The sequence below is a fragment of the Flagellimonas abyssi genome (genome assembly GCF_019457905.1).
GTDB lineage: Bacteria > Bacteroidota > Bacteroidia > Flavobacteriales > Flavobacteriaceae > Flagellimonas > Flagellimonas abyssi.
Genome location: NZ_JAHZSV010000005.1, coordinates 251,934 through 271,444 on the forward strand (window position 1 = coordinate 251,934; position 19,511 = coordinate 271,444).

Annotated in this window: 16 protein-coding genes; 6 read left to right on the forward strand and 10 right to left on the reverse strand. The window is 41.3% G+C overall.

Going from position 1 to position 19,511, the window contains the following annotated elements:
- Nucleotides 1-156: 156 nt before the first annotated feature.
- Nucleotides 157-1,785 carry an ABC-F family ATP-binding cassette domain-containing protein gene (locus K1F36_RS06205; protein ID WP_220113024.1) on the forward strand — a complete coding sequence of 543 codons (1,629 nt, stop codon included), beginning with the start codon at nt 157-159 and terminating at the stop codon, nt 1,783-1,785.
- Here K1F36_RS06205 and K1F36_RS06210 read toward each other — a convergent pair.
- Complete coding sequence (locus tag K1F36_RS06210; protein ID WP_220113025.1) at nt 1,782-2,501, reverse strand: hypothetical protein; 720 nt, start codon at nt 2,499-2,501, stop codon at nt 1,782-1,784. The two genes, K1F36_RS06205 and K1F36_RS06210, sit on opposite strands and share 4 nt — an antisense overlap.
- Nucleotides 2,502-2,705: 204 nt before the next feature.
- On the opposite strand from K1F36_RS06210, the gene K1F36_RS06215 reads away from it, so the two are divergent.
- Nucleotides 2,706-3,233 (forward strand): fasciclin domain-containing protein, encoded by a 528-nt coding sequence (locus tag K1F36_RS06215; protein ID WP_220113026.1) that lies wholly within the window; start codon nt 2,706-2,708, stop codon nt 3,231-3,233.
- Nucleotides 3,234-3,236: 3 nt separating this feature from the next.
- On the opposite strand, the gene pheT is transcribed toward K1F36_RS06215, so the two are convergent.
- A complete protein-coding gene (gene pheT, locus K1F36_RS06220; RefSeq protein WP_220113027.1) occupies nt 3,237-5,648 on the reverse strand; it encodes a phenylalanine--tRNA ligase subunit beta in 2,412 nt (803 codons plus the stop codon).
- 129 nt (nt 5,649-5,777) lie between these two features.
- Between pheT and K1F36_RS06225 the strand changes: the two genes are divergently transcribed.
- Nucleotides 5,778-7,034 (forward strand): peroxiredoxin family protein, encoded by a 1,257-nt coding sequence (locus K1F36_RS06225; protein WP_220113028.1) that lies wholly within the window; start codon nt 5,778-5,780, stop codon nt 7,032-7,034.
- Here the strand turns inward: K1F36_RS06225 and leuB are convergent.
- A complete protein-coding gene (gene leuB, locus K1F36_RS06230) occupies nt 7,027-8,145 on the reverse strand; it encodes a 3-isopropylmalate dehydrogenase (protein ID WP_220113029.1) in 1,119 nt (372 codons plus the stop codon). The two genes, K1F36_RS06225 and leuB, sit on opposite strands and share 8 nt — an antisense overlap.
- Nucleotides 8,146-8,157: 12 nt before the next feature.
- On the reverse strand, nt 8,158-9,330 hold the full coding sequence (locus K1F36_RS06235) for a 2-isopropylmalate synthase (protein ID WP_207033244.1): 1,173 nt from the start codon (nt 9,328-9,330) through the stop codon (nt 8,158-8,160).
- A gap of 147 nt (nt 9,331-9,477) precedes the next feature.
- Between K1F36_RS06235 and K1F36_RS06240 the strand changes: the two genes are divergently transcribed.
- Nucleotides 9,478-11,022: a hypothetical protein gene (locus K1F36_RS06240; RefSeq protein WP_220113030.1), complete on the forward strand. Its 1,545-nt coding sequence runs from the start codon at nt 9,478-9,480 to the stop codon at nt 11,020-11,022.
- Here the strand turns inward: K1F36_RS06240 and K1F36_RS06245 are convergent.
- From K1F36_RS06245 to panB, 3 genes are all read right to left on the reverse strand, one after another.
- Nucleotides 11,012-11,737, reverse strand: coding sequence for an RluA family pseudouridine synthase (locus tag K1F36_RS06245; protein ID WP_313790065.1), 726 nt, complete (start codon nt 11,735-11,737; stop codon nt 11,012-11,014). The two genes, K1F36_RS06240 and K1F36_RS06245, sit on opposite strands and share 11 nt — an antisense overlap.
- On the reverse strand, nt 11,734-12,084 hold the full coding sequence (locus K1F36_RS06250) for a four helix bundle protein (RefSeq protein WP_220113031.1): 351 nt from the start codon (nt 12,082-12,084) through the stop codon (nt 11,734-11,736). The genes K1F36_RS06245 and K1F36_RS06250 overlap by 4 nt, the downstream gene beginning before the upstream one ends.
- Nucleotides 12,085-12,183: 99 nt before the next feature.
- Nucleotides 12,184-13,002 carry a 3-methyl-2-oxobutanoate hydroxymethyltransferase gene (panB, locus tag K1F36_RS06255; RefSeq protein WP_220113032.1) on the reverse strand — a complete coding sequence of 273 codons (819 nt, stop codon included), beginning with the start codon at nt 13,000-13,002 and terminating at the stop codon, nt 12,184-12,186.
- A gap of 70 nt (nt 13,003-13,072) precedes the next feature.
- On the opposite strand from panB, the gene K1F36_RS06260 reads away from it, so the two are divergent.
- Complete coding sequence (locus K1F36_RS06260; protein WP_220113033.1) at nt 13,073-13,552, forward strand: nuclear transport factor 2 family protein; 480 nt, start codon at nt 13,073-13,075, stop codon at nt 13,550-13,552.
- Here K1F36_RS06260 and K1F36_RS06265 read toward each other — a convergent pair.
- Complete coding sequence (locus K1F36_RS06265; protein ID WP_220113034.1) at nt 13,549-14,973, reverse strand: L-serine ammonia-lyase; 1,425 nt, start codon at nt 14,971-14,973, stop codon at nt 13,549-13,551. The genes K1F36_RS06260 and K1F36_RS06265 overlap by 4 nt on opposite strands.
- Nucleotides 14,974-15,204: 231 nt before the next feature.
- Here K1F36_RS06265 and dnaK point away from each other — a divergent pair, with 231 nt between their 5' ends.
- A complete protein-coding gene (gene dnaK, locus K1F36_RS06270) occupies nt 15,205-17,127 on the forward strand; it encodes a molecular chaperone DnaK (RefSeq protein ID WP_220113035.1) in 1,923 nt (640 codons plus the stop codon).
- A 68-nt stretch (nt 17,128-17,195) separates the two neighbouring features.
- Here dnaK and K1F36_RS06275 read toward each other — a convergent pair whose 3' ends face one another.
- Nucleotides 17,196-17,840, reverse strand: a complete 645-nt coding sequence (locus K1F36_RS06275; protein WP_220113036.1) for a response regulator transcription factor — start codon at nt 17,838-17,840, stop codon at nt 17,196-17,198.
- Nucleotides 17,841-18,538: 698 nt separating this feature from the next.
- A complete protein-coding gene (locus K1F36_RS06280; RefSeq protein ID WP_220113037.1) occupies nt 18,539-19,387 on the reverse strand; it encodes a TolB-like translocation protein in 849 nt (282 codons plus the stop codon).
- Between the last annotated feature and the right edge of the window lie 124 nt (nt 19,388-19,511).

The following is a 19,511-nucleotide window of genomic DNA, read 5'->3' on the forward strand; positions in this document are numbered from 1 at the left end:
TTTGACTTTCAAATGTAAGCAACCCAAGAAGCTAAACTTGTTAAGGGGTAGTTAAAAGTTGTTAAACGGTGATTTTCCATCGTTTAAATATGCGTTTGAAAATTAGAATTACCATTTGTATTTAGCTACTTTTGCAAAAAATCTTAAGATAGTTGCATGTTATCAGTATCGAATTTATCCGTACAGTTTGGCAAAAGAGTTTTGTTCGATGAGGTCAATGTAACCTTTACCGAAGGGAATTGTTACGGTATTATAGGGGCCAATGGCGCTGGAAAATCCACTTTTCTCAAAATATTATCTGGACAAATAGACCCTACTTCCGGCCATGTGCACTTGGAGCCGGGAAAACGTATGTCCATTCTGGAACAGAACCACAACGCCTATGATGAGTACCCGGTTTTGGAGACTGTGGTAATGGGAAATAAGCCACTGTTTAAGATAAAAAAGGAAATAGATGCACTTTATGCTGACTACACGGATGAGAATGCCGAAAAAATAGGTGAGCTTCAGGTTACTTTCGAAGAAATGAACGGATGGAATGCCGATAGCAATGCTGCAGCCATGCTCTCCAACCTTGGTATTCCGGAAGACCTTCATTATACCAATATGGCCGATTTGGATTCCAAGCTCAAGGTACGTGTGCTTTTGGCACAGGCCTTATTCGGCAACCCAGATGTGTTGATTATGGACGAGCCTACCAACGACTTGGATTACGATACAATTAACTGGTTGGAGAACTTCTTGGCAAATTATGATAACACGGTAATCGTGGTTTCTCACGACAGACACTTTTTGGATGCTGTTTGTACCACCATCGCCGATATTGATTTCGGAAAAATCAACCTGTTTTCCGGTAACTATACCTTCTGGTACGAGAGTAGCCAATTGGCCGCACGTCAGAGGGCGCAGCAAAACAAAAAGGCCGAAGAAAAGGCGAAAGAACTCAATGAGTTTATTCAGCGTTTTAGTGCCAACGTGGCCAAAAGTAAGCAGGCCACTTCCCGTAAAAAGATGTTGGACAAACTTAAGGTCGAAGATATTAAGCCCTCGAGTAGAAGATACCCAGCCATTATTTTTGATAGAGAGCGTGAGGCAGGTGATCAAATTTTGAATGTAGAGAAACTATCCGCAACTTCAGAAGACGGGGATTTGTTGTTCAAAGACGTGAACATCAACTTGGCCAAAGGGGATAAAGTGGCTATTCTATCAAAAGATTCACGTGCAACAACGGCATTTTACGATATTATTGCCAATAAACTCAAACCTGAAAGTGGTAAGTACCAATGGGGGGTGACCACGACCCAATCCTATTTGCCAGCGGATAATTCCGATTTTTTCCAAGAAGACATCAACTTGGTGGATTGGTTGCGCCAATGGGCCAAGACCGAAGAGGAAAGGGAAGAGGTATATATTCGCGGTTTCTTGGGCAAGATGCTTTTCAGTGGAGAGGAAGCACTTAAAAAGTGTACAGTTCTTTCGGGAGGTGAAAAAGTACGTTGTATGCTCAGCCGTATGATGATGCTCCGTGCCAACGTACTTATGTTGGATGAACCCACCAACCACTTGGATTTGGAGAGTATTACGGCCTTCAACAACTCTTTGAAGAACTTTAAGGGGACTATCCTGTTGACAACCCACGATCATGAGTTTGTGAACACGGTGGCAAATAGAATTATTGAGTTGACACCAAACGGAGCTATTGACCGTTACTTGAGCTTTGATGATTATATGTCCGATAAATCCATCAAAGAACAGCGTGATAAAATGTACGCCGTTACAGTCTAAGCGTTAAAGTACTTGCTTTTCCAAATAGCAGGGTTAAAGTTTTTCCCTAAGGCGAATCCATAGAAAATCACTATGGATGCAATGCATTTGAACATAAAAAAGTAGATGATCCAAAACTCTGCCGTTGTGTTTTTTTTGGAAAAGAGCCCTTCAGGAACCATAAGGGTGACAAGGTAGCTGATCAGAAGTACCACCAATCCCAAGTTGGCAATGTTCTTAAAAGGCCATGCAAACAATTTTCGCAAAGGGTGAAGATCGTTTCCCCACTTGTGGATTAGATAATAATAATCGTTTCCGATAGGGGCAAAGAGCAATGGGTCATCCTTATCTTCCAATTTGAACAATTTGGATGGGGCCATAATTTTAAAACCTTTTATTTTGGTGTTATGGGCTGCTTCCAACTGTTTGATTTTGGAAATCGCTTCTTGTGGAATTTCACCTTTAAAATAAGAGCTGTTCAAAAAACGCAGTCGGTAATCGATACAGATTTCTTTGATTTGTTCAATATGAAAGATTTTATCTGTCTCCAATAGATCAAAATTAAAGTCGTTTTCGCGAGTGTTGCTTTTTGAACTTAATTGCTTACATATCTGTTCGTCCTTGTGGGAATGTTTATTCAGAATTTGTTGTACTTCGTCCAAAATATCCAAGCTACGCGCACTTTTATTTTTACTTTTTTGAAGCTTGTGTTCAATATTTGTTCCTCTCAAAATCATGCGAATTTTTCAGTAATCTACTCAAATTTAAGGAATTGAATTTTCGATTAGATGTGTTTGTCAAAAACATTGGCGTTAAGTTTCTGTTAAATGGAATTATGGATAAAAATTAATTGAACCAAGTAAGCAAAAAAAGGTGTATCTTATCGACGTTTTTGGTAGTTAATCGTAAAACTAAGAGAAGCCTATAATTTGACCAACCACATGGACACCCCCGCAACCAAATTCTTGCTATGCCTTTGTCTGGCATTTTCATTTTACACCACTGCCCAAAACACATCCAATGCACTTTCGTACACGGGCAAGATGGATAATCATAAAATTTTGTTGGCAGCAGTAAATGCAACTGAACTGGGCTCTTTGCTTCAAAAATCAGGGCCATTTACCATTTTTGCGCCATCAGATGCTGCGTTCGAAAAGTTCTCCAGCAATAAAATAGCCGAGCTGATCAAAGCGGAGGATAAGAGGGCCCTAAAGTCGTTGTTGTCCTACCATATTGTTGCAGGCCAACTTACTGCTTCCCGTATGTTGCGTGCAATAGGCAGGGGCAATGGTATGGCCAGTTTTACAACGGTGCAGGGCAAAAAGCTTATTGCGCACTTGGATGGCTATGATATTGTGCTTACCGACCCCATGGGAAATACGGCCAGGATTACAGCTGCAGACCTAAATCTAGAAAATGAAGGCGTTGTCCATGAAATAGATAGCGTTATCCTTCCAGCTCAGATGTAATTTTTAACGAAGTTCTGCTCCCAATTCCTTTTGATACTGGGCCAAAAGTTTGCCCATGATCTTGTCGATTTGTTTGTCTGTCAAGGTTTTCTTTTCATCCATCAACGTGAAGCTTACAGCGTAGGATTTTTTGCCTTCGGGCAAGTTTTTTCCAGTGTACACATCGAACAGGTTTACTTTTTTAAGCAATTTTTTCTCTGTATTCCAAGCAATATCGTATACTTTTTGGAAAGAGATCGATTCGTCCAACAGTAGTGCAAAATCTCGCGTTACCTCTGGGAACTTTGGAATTTCTTTGAAAGAAACATTTTGTGTGCTTACGGATTCCAGAATGGCATCCCAATCCAAATCGGCGTAAAATACTTCCTGTTTAATGTCGAATTTTTTAATGTCTACCTTGCCTACTAAACCGAGCGATACCAGGACTTTGTCGTTCTTCACATAAGAAATACCTTCGGCGTAACCTGATTCGGCCAATGGCTTTGTATCGATGTCTCTTAACCCTAAACGCTCTAAAACATTGTCAACAATACCTTTTAGATAGAAAAACTCTGATTTTTTAGAGGCCACCGACCAACTGTTTTGGTTACGGTCGCCTGAGATGAAAATGGCCAAATGTTGTTTTTCTATATGCTCTCCGTTTATTTTGTGATACGTTTTTCCGAACTCGAACAACTTAAGGTCCGTTTTTTGGCGATTGTGGTTATAGCTTACCGTTTGGAGTCCTGAATGAAGCATGGAGGTTCTTAGCACGGATAAGTCGGAGCTCAACGGATTCAACATCTGAACAGCGCTATCATCTGTAGAAGTAATATCCGATGAGACCAGACTGTTGGTCATTATCTCATAAAAACCTTTTGCTGCAAGCATATTTCCAACCAAATCTTGTATTCTGTAGTTTTCGAATCGTGATGTTTTGGCAATGGATGCGTTCAGTTTCTCCTTAAAGTCAATGTTGTTATAGCCGTAAACCCTTAGGATTTCCTCGATAACATCAACCTCTCTTGTTACATCCACCCTATACGCAGGAATGGTTAAGCCAAGCCCCGATTCGGTTACATTGTTGATGCGGATTTCTAACGAAGAAAGAATCGATTTGATGGTATCCTGTGGAATCTCCTGGCCAATCAATGAATGAATTTTATTGAAGGTCAAGAATACTTGTCTATCCTGTGGTTTTTTTGGAAATAAGTCAACAATCTCCGAAGTGATATATCCGCCAGCAATTTCCCTTATTAACAATGCGGCCCTTTTCAAGGCGTATTTGGTCAAATTGATATCGATGCCCCTTTCAAATCGAAACGAAGCATCAGTATTAAGACCATGTCTTTTGGCTGTCTTTCTAATTGAAACAGAGTCAAAGTAGGCACTCTCCAAAAATATGGAAGTGGTGTGTTCCGTAACCCCGGAGTGAAGCCCTCCAAAAACACCAGCAATGCACATTGGGGTTCCCGCATCACAAATCATAAGGTCGTCTTCGTGCAATTCGCGTTCAACACCATCCAAAGTGGTGAACTTGGTGCCACTTGGCAAAGTTTTTACCTCTACTTTGTTACCTTTTATTTTAAATGCATCAAAGGCATGCAATGGCTGGCCCAGTTCGTGAAGCACATAGTTGGTGACGTCCACAACATTGTTTATTGGGGCCAATCCAATGGATTTTAGCCTATTTTTTAGCCAATCCGGAGAATCCTGTACAACTAGATTACTTATGGTTACACCGCAATATCTTGGAGCAAGGTTGCTTTCTAAAACCTCTACGTCGACCTTTAAAGAGCGGTTGTCGATAGAAAAGTTGCTTACGGAGGGGGTAACCAGTTCTTTTTGGATTTCTTTTTGCTCCAAACCAGCCTTAAGGTCACGCGCCACTCCAAAATGACTCATGGCATCGGCCCGGTTAGGAGTAAGGCCTATTTCAAAAACCTCGTCATTTTCAATGTCAAAAACTTTGGAACAAGGCGTGCCGGGAATCAATTCCTCATTGAGAACCATAATCCCATCGTGGCTTTCACCAACACCTATTTCATCTTCGGCACAGATCATGCCCTCGCTTACCTCACCACGAATTTTCCCTTTCTTGATGACCCAAGCTTCACCTTCTGGAGTGTAGAGCGTGGTTCCAACAGTTGCAACAGGTACTTTTTGTCCGGCGGCTACGTTGGGGGCGCCACAAACAATCTGCAACGGTGCCTCTTGACCTATATCTACTGTAGTTAGTTTTAGCTTATCTGCATTTGGGTGTTTTTCACAAGTAAGCACTTGTCCTACTACAATACCTTTTAATCCACCCTTAACTGATTCAAATTGAGATATGCCCTCAACCTCAAGCCCGAGGTCAGTTAATAGTTCACCTGTTTTTTGAGCGTCCCAATCAATTTGTAAAAATTGTTTTAACCAGTTATAAGAAATCTTCATAGCCCGTTTTTAGAGGGCACAAATATATAACAATAGGGGAACAGATTCAACGATAATAATAACCATAAACCTATAGAAATGCTCTGTTTTAAAATGTATTCCCTACATTTAGGTAAAATCTTTCATTTTATGAGAAGAATCAGGTTGGCAATGCTGGGGCTTTTGATTCTTATGGCCTCTTGCAAAAAAGAAGGGAAAGGAGATCTTATAATTGGTCACTGGCTGGGAACTATGGAAGTTTCTGAGTCGCAAATGCTACCATTTGAGTTTACCATTTCCCAAAACGATGAAGGTGGATATGTAATGAAAGTATACAACGCCGAAGAGGTAGTGGAGATCGATGAGTTTACCTTTGATGGTGACTCCATCGATATTCGTATGCCCATTTTTGAAGGTCATATAGTTGGAAGATACACTGCTACCGAAATCACAGGGAAATTTGTTGAGGAAAGTAAGGAACGCAGTGTTCCCTTTAAGGCTGTACATGGTCCACAAGACCGTTTTGATGCGGAGAAACCAGCTGATGTGAACATTTCAGGTATCTGGGAGACCTATTTTAAAGTGAACACGGAGGATGAATATCCTGCCAAGGGTATTTTTATGCAGAACGGCAATGAGGTAAAGGGAACTTTTAGGACCAACACAGGAGATTATCGCTATTTGGAAGGAGTGGTGACAGGGGATAGTATGAAACTGTCCGCTTTTGATGGTTCCCACGTATTTCTTTTTTTGGCCCAAGTAACCGATAGTACTTTGGACGGAAAGTTCTATTCCGGACAACATTCCGTACAGGAATTTCTTGGAGCTAGAAATGAAGCTTTTGAACTTCCCGATTCGAACGAACTCACCTATTTACGTGAAGGTTATGATAAATTTGATTTCACTTTCCCGAACAGTGAAGGGCAAATGATAGGACTGGATGACCCAATGTTCCAAGGAAAGCCGGTACTGGTTCAGATTATGGGAACATGGTGTACCAATTGTTTGGACGAAACCCGATTCTATGTGGATTTTATCAAGAACAACCCCGATTTGGATGTGCAATTTGTGGGGCTAGCATTCGAGTATTCCAAAACCGAGGAAAAGGCCATCGAGGGCATAAATCGATTGAAAGCGCGAGAAGAGGTGCCGTATCCTATTCTATTGGCGCAATATGGGACCTCGAATAAACAAAAGGCCAACGAGAAGTTGCCGATGTTGAACCATATTCTGTCATATCCTACTACCATTTATATTGATAAATTCGGAAAAGTCAAGAAGATTCACACAGGTTTTAATGGACCGGCGACTGGTGAAAAGTTTATCGAATTTAAAGAAGAGTTCAATAAAACCATTCAAGAGCTGACAACGTCACAGGAAACCGGAGAAAATAGCGAAGCTATATAATGGTCGATTTCCCCAAGTCGATGTTTTCATCGTTCATAAGGGTATCATCTTCAATATCTACAATGTTATGTGCGATAAAATCACCAACTTGATTGGTTCCGTATTGACTGTTTTCCTTTAAATCCGGAGTTACAATTCCTTTTTTAAGTGATTTGTCCACCGCTTTTTTGATGGCCCATGCTTCTTCAATAAGTCCAAAGTGTTCCAAAAGCATTGCAGCGGATAATATGGAGGCGATCGGGTTGGCAATATCATTCCCCTTTGCTTGTGGGTATGAGCCGTGTATAGGCTCGAACAAAGCATTTTCTTCGCCTATAGATGCCGAGGCCAACAAACCTATGGAACCACCGATAACGCTACCCTCATCAGAAATAATGTCTCCGAACATGTTCTCTGTCAAAATAACATCAAATTGTCTGGGGTTGAGTATAATCTGCATTGCGGCATTGTCCACAAATAAAAAATTCAATGCCACTTCGGGGTAGCTTTCACCAATTCTTGTCACAACCTTACGCCATAATCTGGAAGATTCCAAAACATTCGCTTTGTCCACCAAAGTAAGTTTCTTTTTTCTTCCTTTAGCCGCTTTAAAGGCCAAATGTGCTATACGGCTTATTTCAGCTTCGCTATATTCACAAAGGTCGGAAGCTTTTGTGCCTTCCTCGTTCAATTTTTTCTCCCCAAAATATATTCCTCCTGTAAGCTCACGGTAGATTACAAAATCGGTACCGTTGATCACTTTCTTTTTTAGGGGTGATTTGTCCAACAAAGTTGGGTGTGACAAGACAGGTCTGATATTGGCGAAAAGGCCTAGTTCTTTTCGTAATTGGAGCAAGCCCTGTTCGGGGCGCACTTTGGCATCTGGGTCGTTGTCATATTTTGGGTCGCCAATGGCGCCAAAAAGCACGGCATCCGACTCTTTGCAAAGCTTTAGGGTGGTATCGGGTAGGGGAGTTCCTTTTTTGTCGATAGCGATGGCACCAACAAGAGCTTCTTTAAATATAAATCGTTGATTAAAGGTTTCTTCAACAGCTTCCAGACATTTTACAGCCTGGGCCAGCACTTCGGGGCCCACACCATCTCCAGGGAGCAATGCAATTTTCAATGTCATATGATACTTGTGTTACGCCAAACTTTTCATTCCGACATTGCTGGTCTCAACAATCTCGTGGATATCTTCATCCAAAATCTCCTTCTTCACGTCCGCGTATTTCAAGAAGTTTTCATACACAGTGTCCAATTGAAGCTTTGTGAGTTCGTAACCTACCTTTTTAGCTCTGTAGGCCAAGGCGGCACGCCCACTTCTAGCAGTTAAAACAATGGAGGATTCGCTCACACCGACATCCTTAGGGTCGATGATTTCGTAAGTTTCCCTACGTTTGATCACACCGTCTTGGTGGATTCCAGAACTATGCGCAAATGCATTGGACCCCACAATGGCTTTATTGGGCTGTACTGGCATTCCCATTTTTTGGGAAACCATGGTGCTGGTGTCCCATAATAATTGACTGTTGATATTGGTATCCAAGTTTAAATGCGGATGCTGTCTCATAATCATTACAACCTCTTCTAAAGAAGTATTGCCGGCTCTCTCACCGATACCGTTGATGGTACATTCAATTTGTCTGGCACCGTTGATTACACCTGCAATGGAGTTGGCCGTGGCCAAACCAAGATCGTTGTGACAGTGGCAAGAAAGAATGGCCTTATCAATACCGGTCACATTTTCTTTTAAGTATTTCATTTTAGCGCCATATTCCTCTGGAAGGCAATATCCTGTTGTATCAGGAATGTTAAGTACGGTTGCACCAGCTTTTATGACAGCTTCACAAATTCGAGCTAAAAATTCGTTGTCGGTTCGTCCAGCGTCTTCAGCATAGAATTCCACATCTTCCACAAAAGTCTTGGCATAGGCTACCGCATCAACAGCACGCTCAATAATCTTATCTTGAGTAGAGTTGAATTTGTATTTGATGTGGGATTCGGAAGTCCCGATTCCGGTATGTATTCTAGGTCTTTTTGCAATTTTGATGGCTTCAGCGGCCACTTCGATATCTTTTTTAACGGCGCGGGTCAATCCACATACTGTAGCATTTTTGACCAACTTTGCAATTTCGTTCACCGATTTGAAATCACCAGGGCTGGATATGGGGAAACCTGCCTCGATCACATCAACTCCGAGTTCATCCAATCGTTCGGCAATGATCAATTTTTGTTCGGTATCCAGTTTACATCCTGGAACTTGTTCTCCATCTCTTAGTGTTGTGTCAAAAATTTCTACCTTATCTTTACCCATGATATCAACCTGATTTTTTCTATGACTAACGAAATTAGTAAAGCAAGGTTGAAGATGAAAGGCAGCCCGGATTGTGTTACAACGTTAAACTGCTTTTTGTTGTGTTCAATTAGCTGAAAAACAACACTTTAAATATTATTTTTTACGATGACAAATGCCCATCAGGATGCTTTGTTTGTGCTGGTAAAATCACTCTCTAAATCTGAAAAACGCCAATTCAAACTATATGTTGGCCGATTGGGGGTGAATACGGATGCCAAGTTTTTGGCACTTTTTAACCTCTTGGATAAGATGCGAAAGTACGATGAAAAGCAAATTTTGGACAGCGGCATTGTCAAAAAATCACAGCTCTCCAACCTTAAAGCGCATTTGTACAAGCAAATATTGGTGAGCCTACGTTTGAACCCCGTGAACCAAAATGTTCGCATCCAGATTCGGGAACAACTGGATTTTGCCACTATTCTGTATCAAAAGGGGCTGTACAAACAAAGCTTGAAGATTTTGGAGAAGGCCAAAAGTTTTGCCATTGAAAATGAGGAGAAGAATGTGGCCTACGAAATCGTGGAGTTGGAAAAAGTAATCGAAACCCAATATATTACCCGAAGTATTCCGGACCGGGCCGATGAACTTGCCGTTGAAGCCAAGGAACTATCCGCACAAAATGTGATGACGAGCAAGCTTTCCAACCTTTCACTGCAATTGTATGGGATGATGCTGAAAGTAGGATATGTGCGCAGCGATGAGGACCTTCAAAAAGTAAAGAGTTACTTTGACGAGCATTTGCCCAAATATGATATTGAAAAGTTGGGTTTCCGAGAAAAATTATGGCTGTACAAAGCACATCTATGGTATAGTCTTTTGATTCAGGACTTTTTGTCAGCCTACAAATACGCAAGCAAGTGGGTGGACCTTTTCTACGAAAACGAACATATGATCCCGCTGAACCCCGTGTTCTTTTTAAAAGGGAACCATTATTTATTGGAGTCCTTGTTCTTTGTGAAATATGCATCACAGTTTAGACAAACTTTGGAACGCTTGGAAGAGCAAGTTCAAGACCTTGGTTTTCCTAAAAACGACAATATAAGTTCACTTGCCTTTTTGTACATCAACACCAACAAATTGAACCTTCATTTTTTGGAAGGTACTTTTGATAAGGGTATTTACTTGGTGAACATTATCGAGTACGGTATCAAAAAACACAGACAACAGATTGATGAGCACCACATTATGTTGCTTTACTACAAAATTGCCTGCCTGTACTTTGGAAATGGAGATAACAAGAACTGTATTGCTTATCTCAAAAAAATCATCTCCAACAAAAAATTAAAGATGCGGGAAGATTTGATGTGCTTTGCAAGGGTATTGAGCCTAGTAGCACATTATGAGGCGGGAATGGACTACCATTTGGAAGTTCAGCTTAAAAGTACATATAAGTTCTTGCTGAAAATGAACGATTTGCACGAGGTGCAAAAGGAAATGATCAAATTCTTGCGAAACCTTGGGGATATCTACCCGACCGATTTAAAAGGAGAGTTCCAAAAGTTGTACAATGAGTTGAAGAAATATGAAAACCACCCATACGAAAAAAGGGCGTTCCTGTATTTGGATATTCTTTCGTGGTTAGAAAGCCATTTACAGAACAAGCCTGTTTCCGAAATCATCAGGGAAAAGGCATTGGCAATTACTCGCTAACGCAGGCGTTCCAAATAGGGTCTTCTGGTGGAGGCGCCAAAAACGACACGGGCTCTTTTTGAACGGGGTGCAATAGTAACAAGCTTCTGGAGTGTAGGTGTATGCCTCCATCTTTGTTGCTACGGTCGGCACCATATTTTAAATCTCCTTTTATGGTACAGCCTATAGCTGCCAGCTGCGCCCTAATTTGATGATGTCTACCAGTTTTCAAATCAATTTCCAACAAAAAATAATTATCAAGTTTTTTTATGATTTTATAATCCAAAACCGCTTTTTTGCTGTCGGGAACTTCCTTTTCGTGCGCGTACGATTTGTTCTGCTTAGGGTTGCGTACCAGCCAATGTGTCAAAGTTCCACTTTCTTGTGGAGGGGCATTTTTTACCACCGCCCAATACACTTTTTTCGTATCGCCCTGAGCAAACATTTTATTTAGGCGTGGCAATGCTTTGGAGGTTTTGGAAAATAGTACAATGCCCGATGTGGGTCTATCCAATCGATGCACCACGCCCAAATATACATTGCCAGGCTTGTTATATTTCTCTTTGAGGTATTGCTTTACCACTTCGCTTAGAGGGGCATCACCTGTTTTATCCCCTTGTACAATGTCCCCAACTCGCTTATTGATCACAATCAAGTGGTTGTCTTCAAACAAAACCTGAAGATTGGAGGGAGTAGATCTATTAGATTCTTCGATTTTTGGATTCTTGGATTTCACTTTATGGTGGACTTAAATTTTGAGGTCATTTTAATTATTGAATCTAATTTATCCAAGAGATAGTTCAATTCATTCTTGTGAATAAATTTTAAGTCGTTGGAAATTAATAGTTGGGTCTCAACCTCATACATGGAACCTATGGCAATTTCCAAAAACCTTGAAAAATCTTTTTTGGATTTCCTTGAGCAACCCTCTGCAATGTTGGATGGAATTGATACGGAAGCCCTTCTCAATTGATTTGAAATACCAAACTTCTCCGTCTCTGGGAATGATGCTGTAATGTTATAAACATCTGGACAAAACCTTCGGCTTAATCTCCATATTTCCAAATCCTTAAATCGATGCATTTCAATTGATTTTGGTTAGGAGGCCGATACTTAAAAATACATATTAAAATCTAAAAACAGAATAATCGAACAATCGAACCATCTAATAATCCAACCGTACTAGTAAGATTCCTCATCATTTGGAAAATCCTGGCTTTTTACATCGTTCACGTATTGGGATACCGCATCGCTCATTTCATCATAGAGGTTCAGGTACCTTCTTAAAAATCTAGGATGGAACTCGTGGGTCATTCCCAACATATCGTGAACCACTAAAACCTGACCGTCCACATGGTTGCCTGCGCCAATTCCAATAATGGGAATAGACACGCTTTCCGCCACCTCTTTTGCCAATTTGGCTGGAATTTTCTCCAACACTATGGCAAAACAGCCCAATTCTTCCAATAATTTGGCATCTGACTTCAATTTTTCGGCTTCCTCTTCTTCTTTTGCACGAACGGTATAGGTGCCGAATTTATAGATAGATTGTGGAGTGAGTCCTAGGTGGCCCATCACAGGGATGCCTGCTTCCAATATACGGCTGATGGATATCTTGATTTCTTCGCCACCTTCAACCTTTACAGCATGGGCACCGCTTTCTTTCATGATTCGTATAGCGGAGCGTAAAGCTTCTTTGGAGTCTCCTTGATAGCTTCCAAAGGGAATATCCACTACAACAAGCGCCCTTTTGGCCGCTCTTACAACAGAGCTTGCATGATAGATCATTTGGTCTAGGGTAATGGGCAATGTGGTTTCATGACCGGCCATGACATTACTGGCGGAATCGCCCACTAAAATAGCGTCCACATTGGCACCATCCACGATTTTGGCCATGGAGTAATCGTAAGAGGTGAGCATACTGATTTTCTCACCGGTCTTTTTCATATCCACCAACGATTTTACGGTTACTCTCTTGTATTCTTTTTTAGCTGTAGACATCGTAATTCTATTTGATGGCTAAAAGTAAGGAGATTTGTTTAATTTAGGCATTGATCAAAAAACTAATCAAATGAGAAAACTGTTCAGTTGTGTAGTATTATTTGCTTTGGGTGCGTTCGGATATGCACAAGGTCCGAATCCATCGAATGAAGAAGCTGAAGCCCATGTAATACAAGTTATAGAAACTTTCTTTGAAGGTTTCCATGAACAAGATTCGACGATTATTAAAAGTACGGTGGCCGATGAAATTGTGCTGCAGACCACGGGAAGAAACCCAGAGGGCAAGACACTTTTCAAAACCGAAGAATTCTCGAAATTTTTAAAATCCATTGTGGGCATACCAGAAACTGTGAAGTTCGAGGAAAAGCTTACTTCTTTTTCCATTCAGGTAGATAGGACCATGGCCAACGCTTGGGTGGGTTACGAATTTTGGCTGAACGGGGAATTTAGCCATTGCGGCATTAATTCCTTTCAACTTATTAATTTTGACGGTGAATGGAAGATTATTTATCTAATCGATACTAGGGGCAAGGAAGGTTGTATGGATTAACAATCACTCAAGAATACCCCTACCGCAAGTCCTCCTTCGGAGGTTTCCTTGTATTTGGAGCTCATATCTTTTGCCGTTTCCCACATAGTATTTACTACTTTGTCCAAAGGTACTTTTACCTCGTTTGGATCCGTATCCAGTGCCAATTCCGCGGCGTTGATGGCTTTAATGGCTCCCATGGCGTTACGTTCTATACAGGGAACTTGTACCAAACCGCCAATAGGGTCGCACGTGAGCCCAAGGTGATGCTCCATGGCAATTTCAGCGGCAATCAATACTTGTTCAGGAGTGCCGCCCATCAACTCTGTTAATCCTGCTGCGGCCATGGCGGATGATACACCGATTTCAGCTTGGCACCCACCCATGGCTGCGGAGATGGTAGCTCCTTTTTTAAAAATACTTCCCACTTCGCTGGCTACCAACAAAAACTGTTTCACGTCGTCAAAATTGGCATCGTGGTTTTCAATGACCATATAGTACATCAATACGGCTGGGATTACCCCTGCGCTTCCATTGGTTGGGGCCGTGACCACTCGTCCCAAGGAGGCATTTACCTCGTTGACGCTTAGAGCAAAACAACTTACCCATTTAATGATCTGACGGAATTTGACTTCTGTATCGCGAATACTTTCCAGCCACTCCTGCGGATTGGAGTAGGGAATATCCTCTTTAAGTTTTTGGTGCATCTCAAAAGCACGTCGCTTTACGTTCAATCCACCGGGGAGCTTACCTTCGGTGTGACATCCAACGTACATGCTTTCCAACATGGTGTTCCAGATTCGGGCAATGCCCTCGTCTATTTCAGGTTCAGTCCTTAGCGAAAGCTCATTTTCCATCACAATGGTGGAGATGGATTTATCTTGTGCATTGCAATGTTGTAGCAATTCATCCCCAGTCTTAACGGGATGAGGAAATGTTTTAAAGGTTTCTTTGTTCTCCTTTGCATGGATACGCTCTTCTTTTACCACAAAACCTCCGCCAATAGAATAGTATGTTTCGGAAATGGTTTCTCCAGTAACCAGTTCGGCTTCAAATTGCATTGCGTTTGCGTGAAAGGGAAGAAACTCTTTTTTGAAGACTACATCGTTGAGGAAACTAAAAGAAATCTCTCTTTTTCCGCCCAAATAGAGTTTGTTCTCGGTCTTGATCTTGTCAATACTTCCTGAAATACTGTCAATATCGATTGTCACAGGGTCTGTTCCCAACAACCCCATTACTACGGCAATATCTGTTGCATGTCCTTTTCCAGTGAGGGAAAGCGACCCGTACAAATATATCTTAATGGATTGTACTTCATCAAAAACATGTTGCTCTTCAAGTTCTGCGATCCAACGTTCGGCGGCACGCCATGGCCCAAGGGTATGGGAGCTGGAAGGCCCCACTCCAATCTTTAGCATATCAAAAACACTAATACACTCCATAAACTCAATTTATAGTTTCAAATATAGGAAGCTAAACGGGATAAAAATGCGAATATTTAAATATACGGACGGCTTTTTCAATATTGATTATGGCATCCTCAACGGAGTCAACGTTTTTAAGTGTTTTGACAATAATATGACACCTTGTCAGATTCTATGTCGTGGCATAATCATTGACATTTTAAGAGCGAAACAAAATTGAATTTTAAACAGATATAACTTTTAGATACGATGAGCAAGATTATAGGTATAGACTTAGGCACAACCAACTCCTGCGTCTCTGTAATGGAAGGTAACGAGCCTGTAGTAATCCCAAATGCTGAAGGTAAACGAACCACTCCATCGATGATCGCATTTGTTGATGGTGGGGAGATCAAGGTCGGAGACCCTGCAAAAAGACAGGCTGTGACCAATCCTCACAAAACAATTTATTCCATTAAGCGATTTATGGGTAACAAATACTCAGAATCCAGCAAGGAGGCCACTAGGGTTCCTTATAAAGTGGTGAAAGGTGACAACGATACACCACGTGTAGATGTGGATGGTCGTTTGTATACTCCACAGGAATTGTCTGCCATGATTCTTCAAAAAATGAAGAAAACTGCAGAGGATTACTTGGGGCAAGATGTAACCAGAGCGGTCATCACCGTTCCCGCATATTTTAACGATTCACAAAGACAGGCCACCAAAGAAGCTGGTGAAATCGCAGGTCTTACCGTGGAACGTATCATCAACGAGCCAACTGCCGCATCCTTGGCATACGGACTTGATAAAAAAGACACTGAACAGAAAATTGTAGTTTTTGACTTTGGTGGTGGTACGCACGATGTTTCCATTTTGGAATTGGGAGATGGCGTTTTTGAAGTATTGGCCACAGATGGTGATACCCACTTGGGTGGTGACGACGTTGACCAAAAAATCATTGATTGGTTGGCCGAAGAGTTCAAGAAAGATGAAGATATGGACCTTCGTGAAGACCCAATGGCATTGCAACGTTTGAGGGAAGCTGCCGAAAAGGCGAAAATCGAGTTGTCTTCTTCTGCACAGACAGAAATCAACTTACCCTATGTAACAGCTACGTCTTCAGGACCAAAGCACTTGGTAAGAACACTATCGCGTTCCAAATTTGAGCAATTGATCGCCGATTTGGTGAAAAGAACAATCGACCCATGCGAAAAAGCATTGAAGGCTGCAGGATTGTCCAAAAGCGATATTGATGAGATTATCTTGGTAGGTGGTTCTACCCGTATCCCAGCGGTACAGGAAGCCGTTGAGAAGTTCTTCGGTAAAAAGCCATCCAAAGGTGTAAACCCAGATGAGGTTGTTGCCATTGGTGCCGCTATCCAAGGTGGTGTATTGACAGGAGATGTAAAAGACGTACTCTTGTTGGATGTAACCCCACTTTCTTTGGGTATCGAAACCATGGGAAGCGTATTCACCAAATTGATTGAGGCGAACACAACTATCCCAACAAAGAAATCACAGGTGTTCTCTACCGCAGCGGACAATCAGCCTTCGGTTGAAATCCACGTACTGCAAGGGGAAAGACCTATGGCAGCGGATAACAAAACTATTGGTAGGTTCCACTTGGATGGTATTCCACCAGCACCAAGAGGTACACCTCAAATTGAAGTGACCTTCGATATTGATGCTAACGGTATCATCAAGGTTTCTGCTACGGACAAAGCCACTGGCAAGTCACAGGATATCCGAATCGAGGCTTCTTCCGGTCTTACCGAAGAAGAAATCCAAAAGATGAAAGCGGAAGCGGAAGCCAATGCCGATGCAGATAAAAAAGCGAAGGAAACCGCAGATAAGTTGAATGAGGCTGATGCAATGATTTTCCAAACAGAAAAGCAATTGAGCGAGTTTGGCGATAAATTGTCCGATGACAAGAAAAAGCCGATTGAGGAAGCTTTGGAGGAATTGAAGAAGGCTTACGAAGGTAAAGACCTAGCAGTCATTACACCTGCTTTGGAGAAAATCAACGAAGCGTGGAAAGTTGCTTCCGAAGAAATGTACAAAGCGCAAGCTGAAGCACAGGGCGGAGCAGCAGGAGCAGCAGGAGACACCGCAGGTGGTGATGCTGCTGCTGGTAACGGAGCCTCAGAAGGTGATAACGTAGAGGATGTTGACTTTGAGGAAGTGAAGTAAAACATAGCTTATTAAAGTAAAAACCCTGACCATTTGGTCAGGGTTTTTTGTTTATTGGAATTTTCAATTTACGCCGCGTTCAACTGCTGTATTTCCATTTCTTTGAGTTTTCTCAAAGCTTCTGATTTTGAGTTTACGTTCAGCTTTACATAAATGTTCTGAATGTGAAAATTGACCGCGCTGGGAGTGACAAAAAGCTTGTCCGCAATCATTTTATAGGTGAATCCTTGGGTTAGGAGCTCTATGATTTCGTTCTCCTTTTTGGAAAAAGCCTCAAAAGATTTTGACTGGAACGAGTCGATGATTTTTTTTGCTACATCCAGTTCCAAAGCAATTCCATGCTGGTCCAGTGCCTCCAAAGCATTGAACAACCTATCCTTGGTTATCGGTTTGATGAGGTAGCCACTCGCTCCTTTTTTAAAAGCCTCTTTGATGAGTTTGAAATCGTTCATTTTACTCATCATCAATACCTTAAGGTCTTTGTTTTTTCGGTAAAAATAATCAAGGCCATCAATTCCCGAAATACCGTTCAGTAATGCTTCGCAGATAATGATATCTGGATGGGAGCGTCCAAAATTGGACAGCAGTTCATGTACGGAACCATAGGCTCCGTGAAGCTCATACTGCTCGTTTTCTTCAAAATATTGATTGTAAATGCCGCCGATAGCACCATCATTATCGATGATGGCAATTTTTAATGGTTTTTTTTCCATGATAAGAAAGATTAGGGGGATTAATACTGTTACATCATTTGTTCTGTAGGTTAAGTTTTTGGACATGGGAGTCCTTCTCCGCATTGTTGAAGTTGGGATAAACCGCTAATGAAACTAACCGTATAGCCTTTGGAAAAAACTATACCAATAGATGTTCCATTTAAGTTTACTTCAAAAATGGGTGTAATCCCTAAAGGGATCGGTCGCTAAAATTTCTGTTTGGTTGAGGTTTTTACCCCATCAAAAAAAGTAAGGTGAAAAGAGGTTTTGGGACGCCTTTTTTTCGAGTGTTGTAGTTTTTGTTCATGACTTAATAGATTTGGGATTGTATTATTTCAATAGTGAATTTAGAATTTTTTAACTATTGAGCGGAATTTTTGTAGTGGTTTTCGTTCAAATGCACTTTTGATGAAATCTTTAAATTCAGGAAGGTAGAAGATTGGAGGGCTGGAAGATATGTTTAAGTAATTGTTTTTCAGAATTTTAAATAAAAAAATAGGATGCCGTCCCATCAGCATCCTATTCTTGGTGTAAATCGGTCAGATTGAAATAATACAACCCGCTTTCTATGATAGTCTGTCAGTTTCCCCCTGTCTTTCTTATCATGGTCATGAGTGTTTCAAAATTCGGCTATGAAACAACATCACAAGACACTTCAGGTTTATTGACCGATTCAGTAAGTATTTTTCAGTATTCTATTATTCTTCGTCTTGGAACGATGTATCCACGTAATCGATGGTATTATCGTTCATAACAGTTTGGAGTCCTGTACCTCCATCAGCAACATCGTTGTACTGATCCCGCTTACTTGAACGTCCATAGGCTACAGTATATTGTGATACGGTATTGTTGAAACCTCTATTGGACACTACAAACCCCATCTTTTTCTCTGGGCTCAATTGAATGGCGTAGTCGTCACTGTTGCTGTTGATGTGGGCACCAAGGTTCACGGATGTGGTAAGCGTGTTCTTTACCACCTGTGAGGCATAAAGGTCCAATCCACCGTAACCATCTCTCCCTTCAGAAGCAAAGAACAACAAGGTTTCGTTGTAAATGCTAGGGTAGAGCTCATCTTCTTTGGTGTTTACTTTGGGGCCAAGGTTTTTGGATACACCTGGAGTTCCGTCTGTAGCGATATCGGCTACGTAGATGTCATATTTTCCATAGCTTCCTTTCATATTGGATGCAAAGAACAATCGAGATCCATCAGCGGTTACCGTTGGGTGTTTAGCGGAATAATGTTTAGGACATACCTCCAATTGAGTAACATTGGTCCATTCACCGTTGACTTTCTCGGCACGATAAACGTGATAAATCAATTCTTTTTTAGAAAACACACCGTAAAGTGGCTTTTCGTAAGTACCCTTGCTAAAGTAGGCTGTTTTACCATCTTTGGTAATGGACATGGATGGTACGTAGCCATCAACAGTGGAAACACTGCCATCCATAGTCTCGTTGATCATTTTTTCGTCTGCCTGGGCAAAAGTAGATTGACCGGCTAGTATTGTAACTGAAACAATAAGGCTGTAAAAAGTTGAACGTGTCATGATGTATAGATTTGGGGGTTAATACATGACAAAGATCAAAAACATTGGCAGCGAATACTTATCAATTTTTCATAGGTTTTTACTTTTAACGACTAAAAAGTGCATTTTGTCGAATATTTTTTAG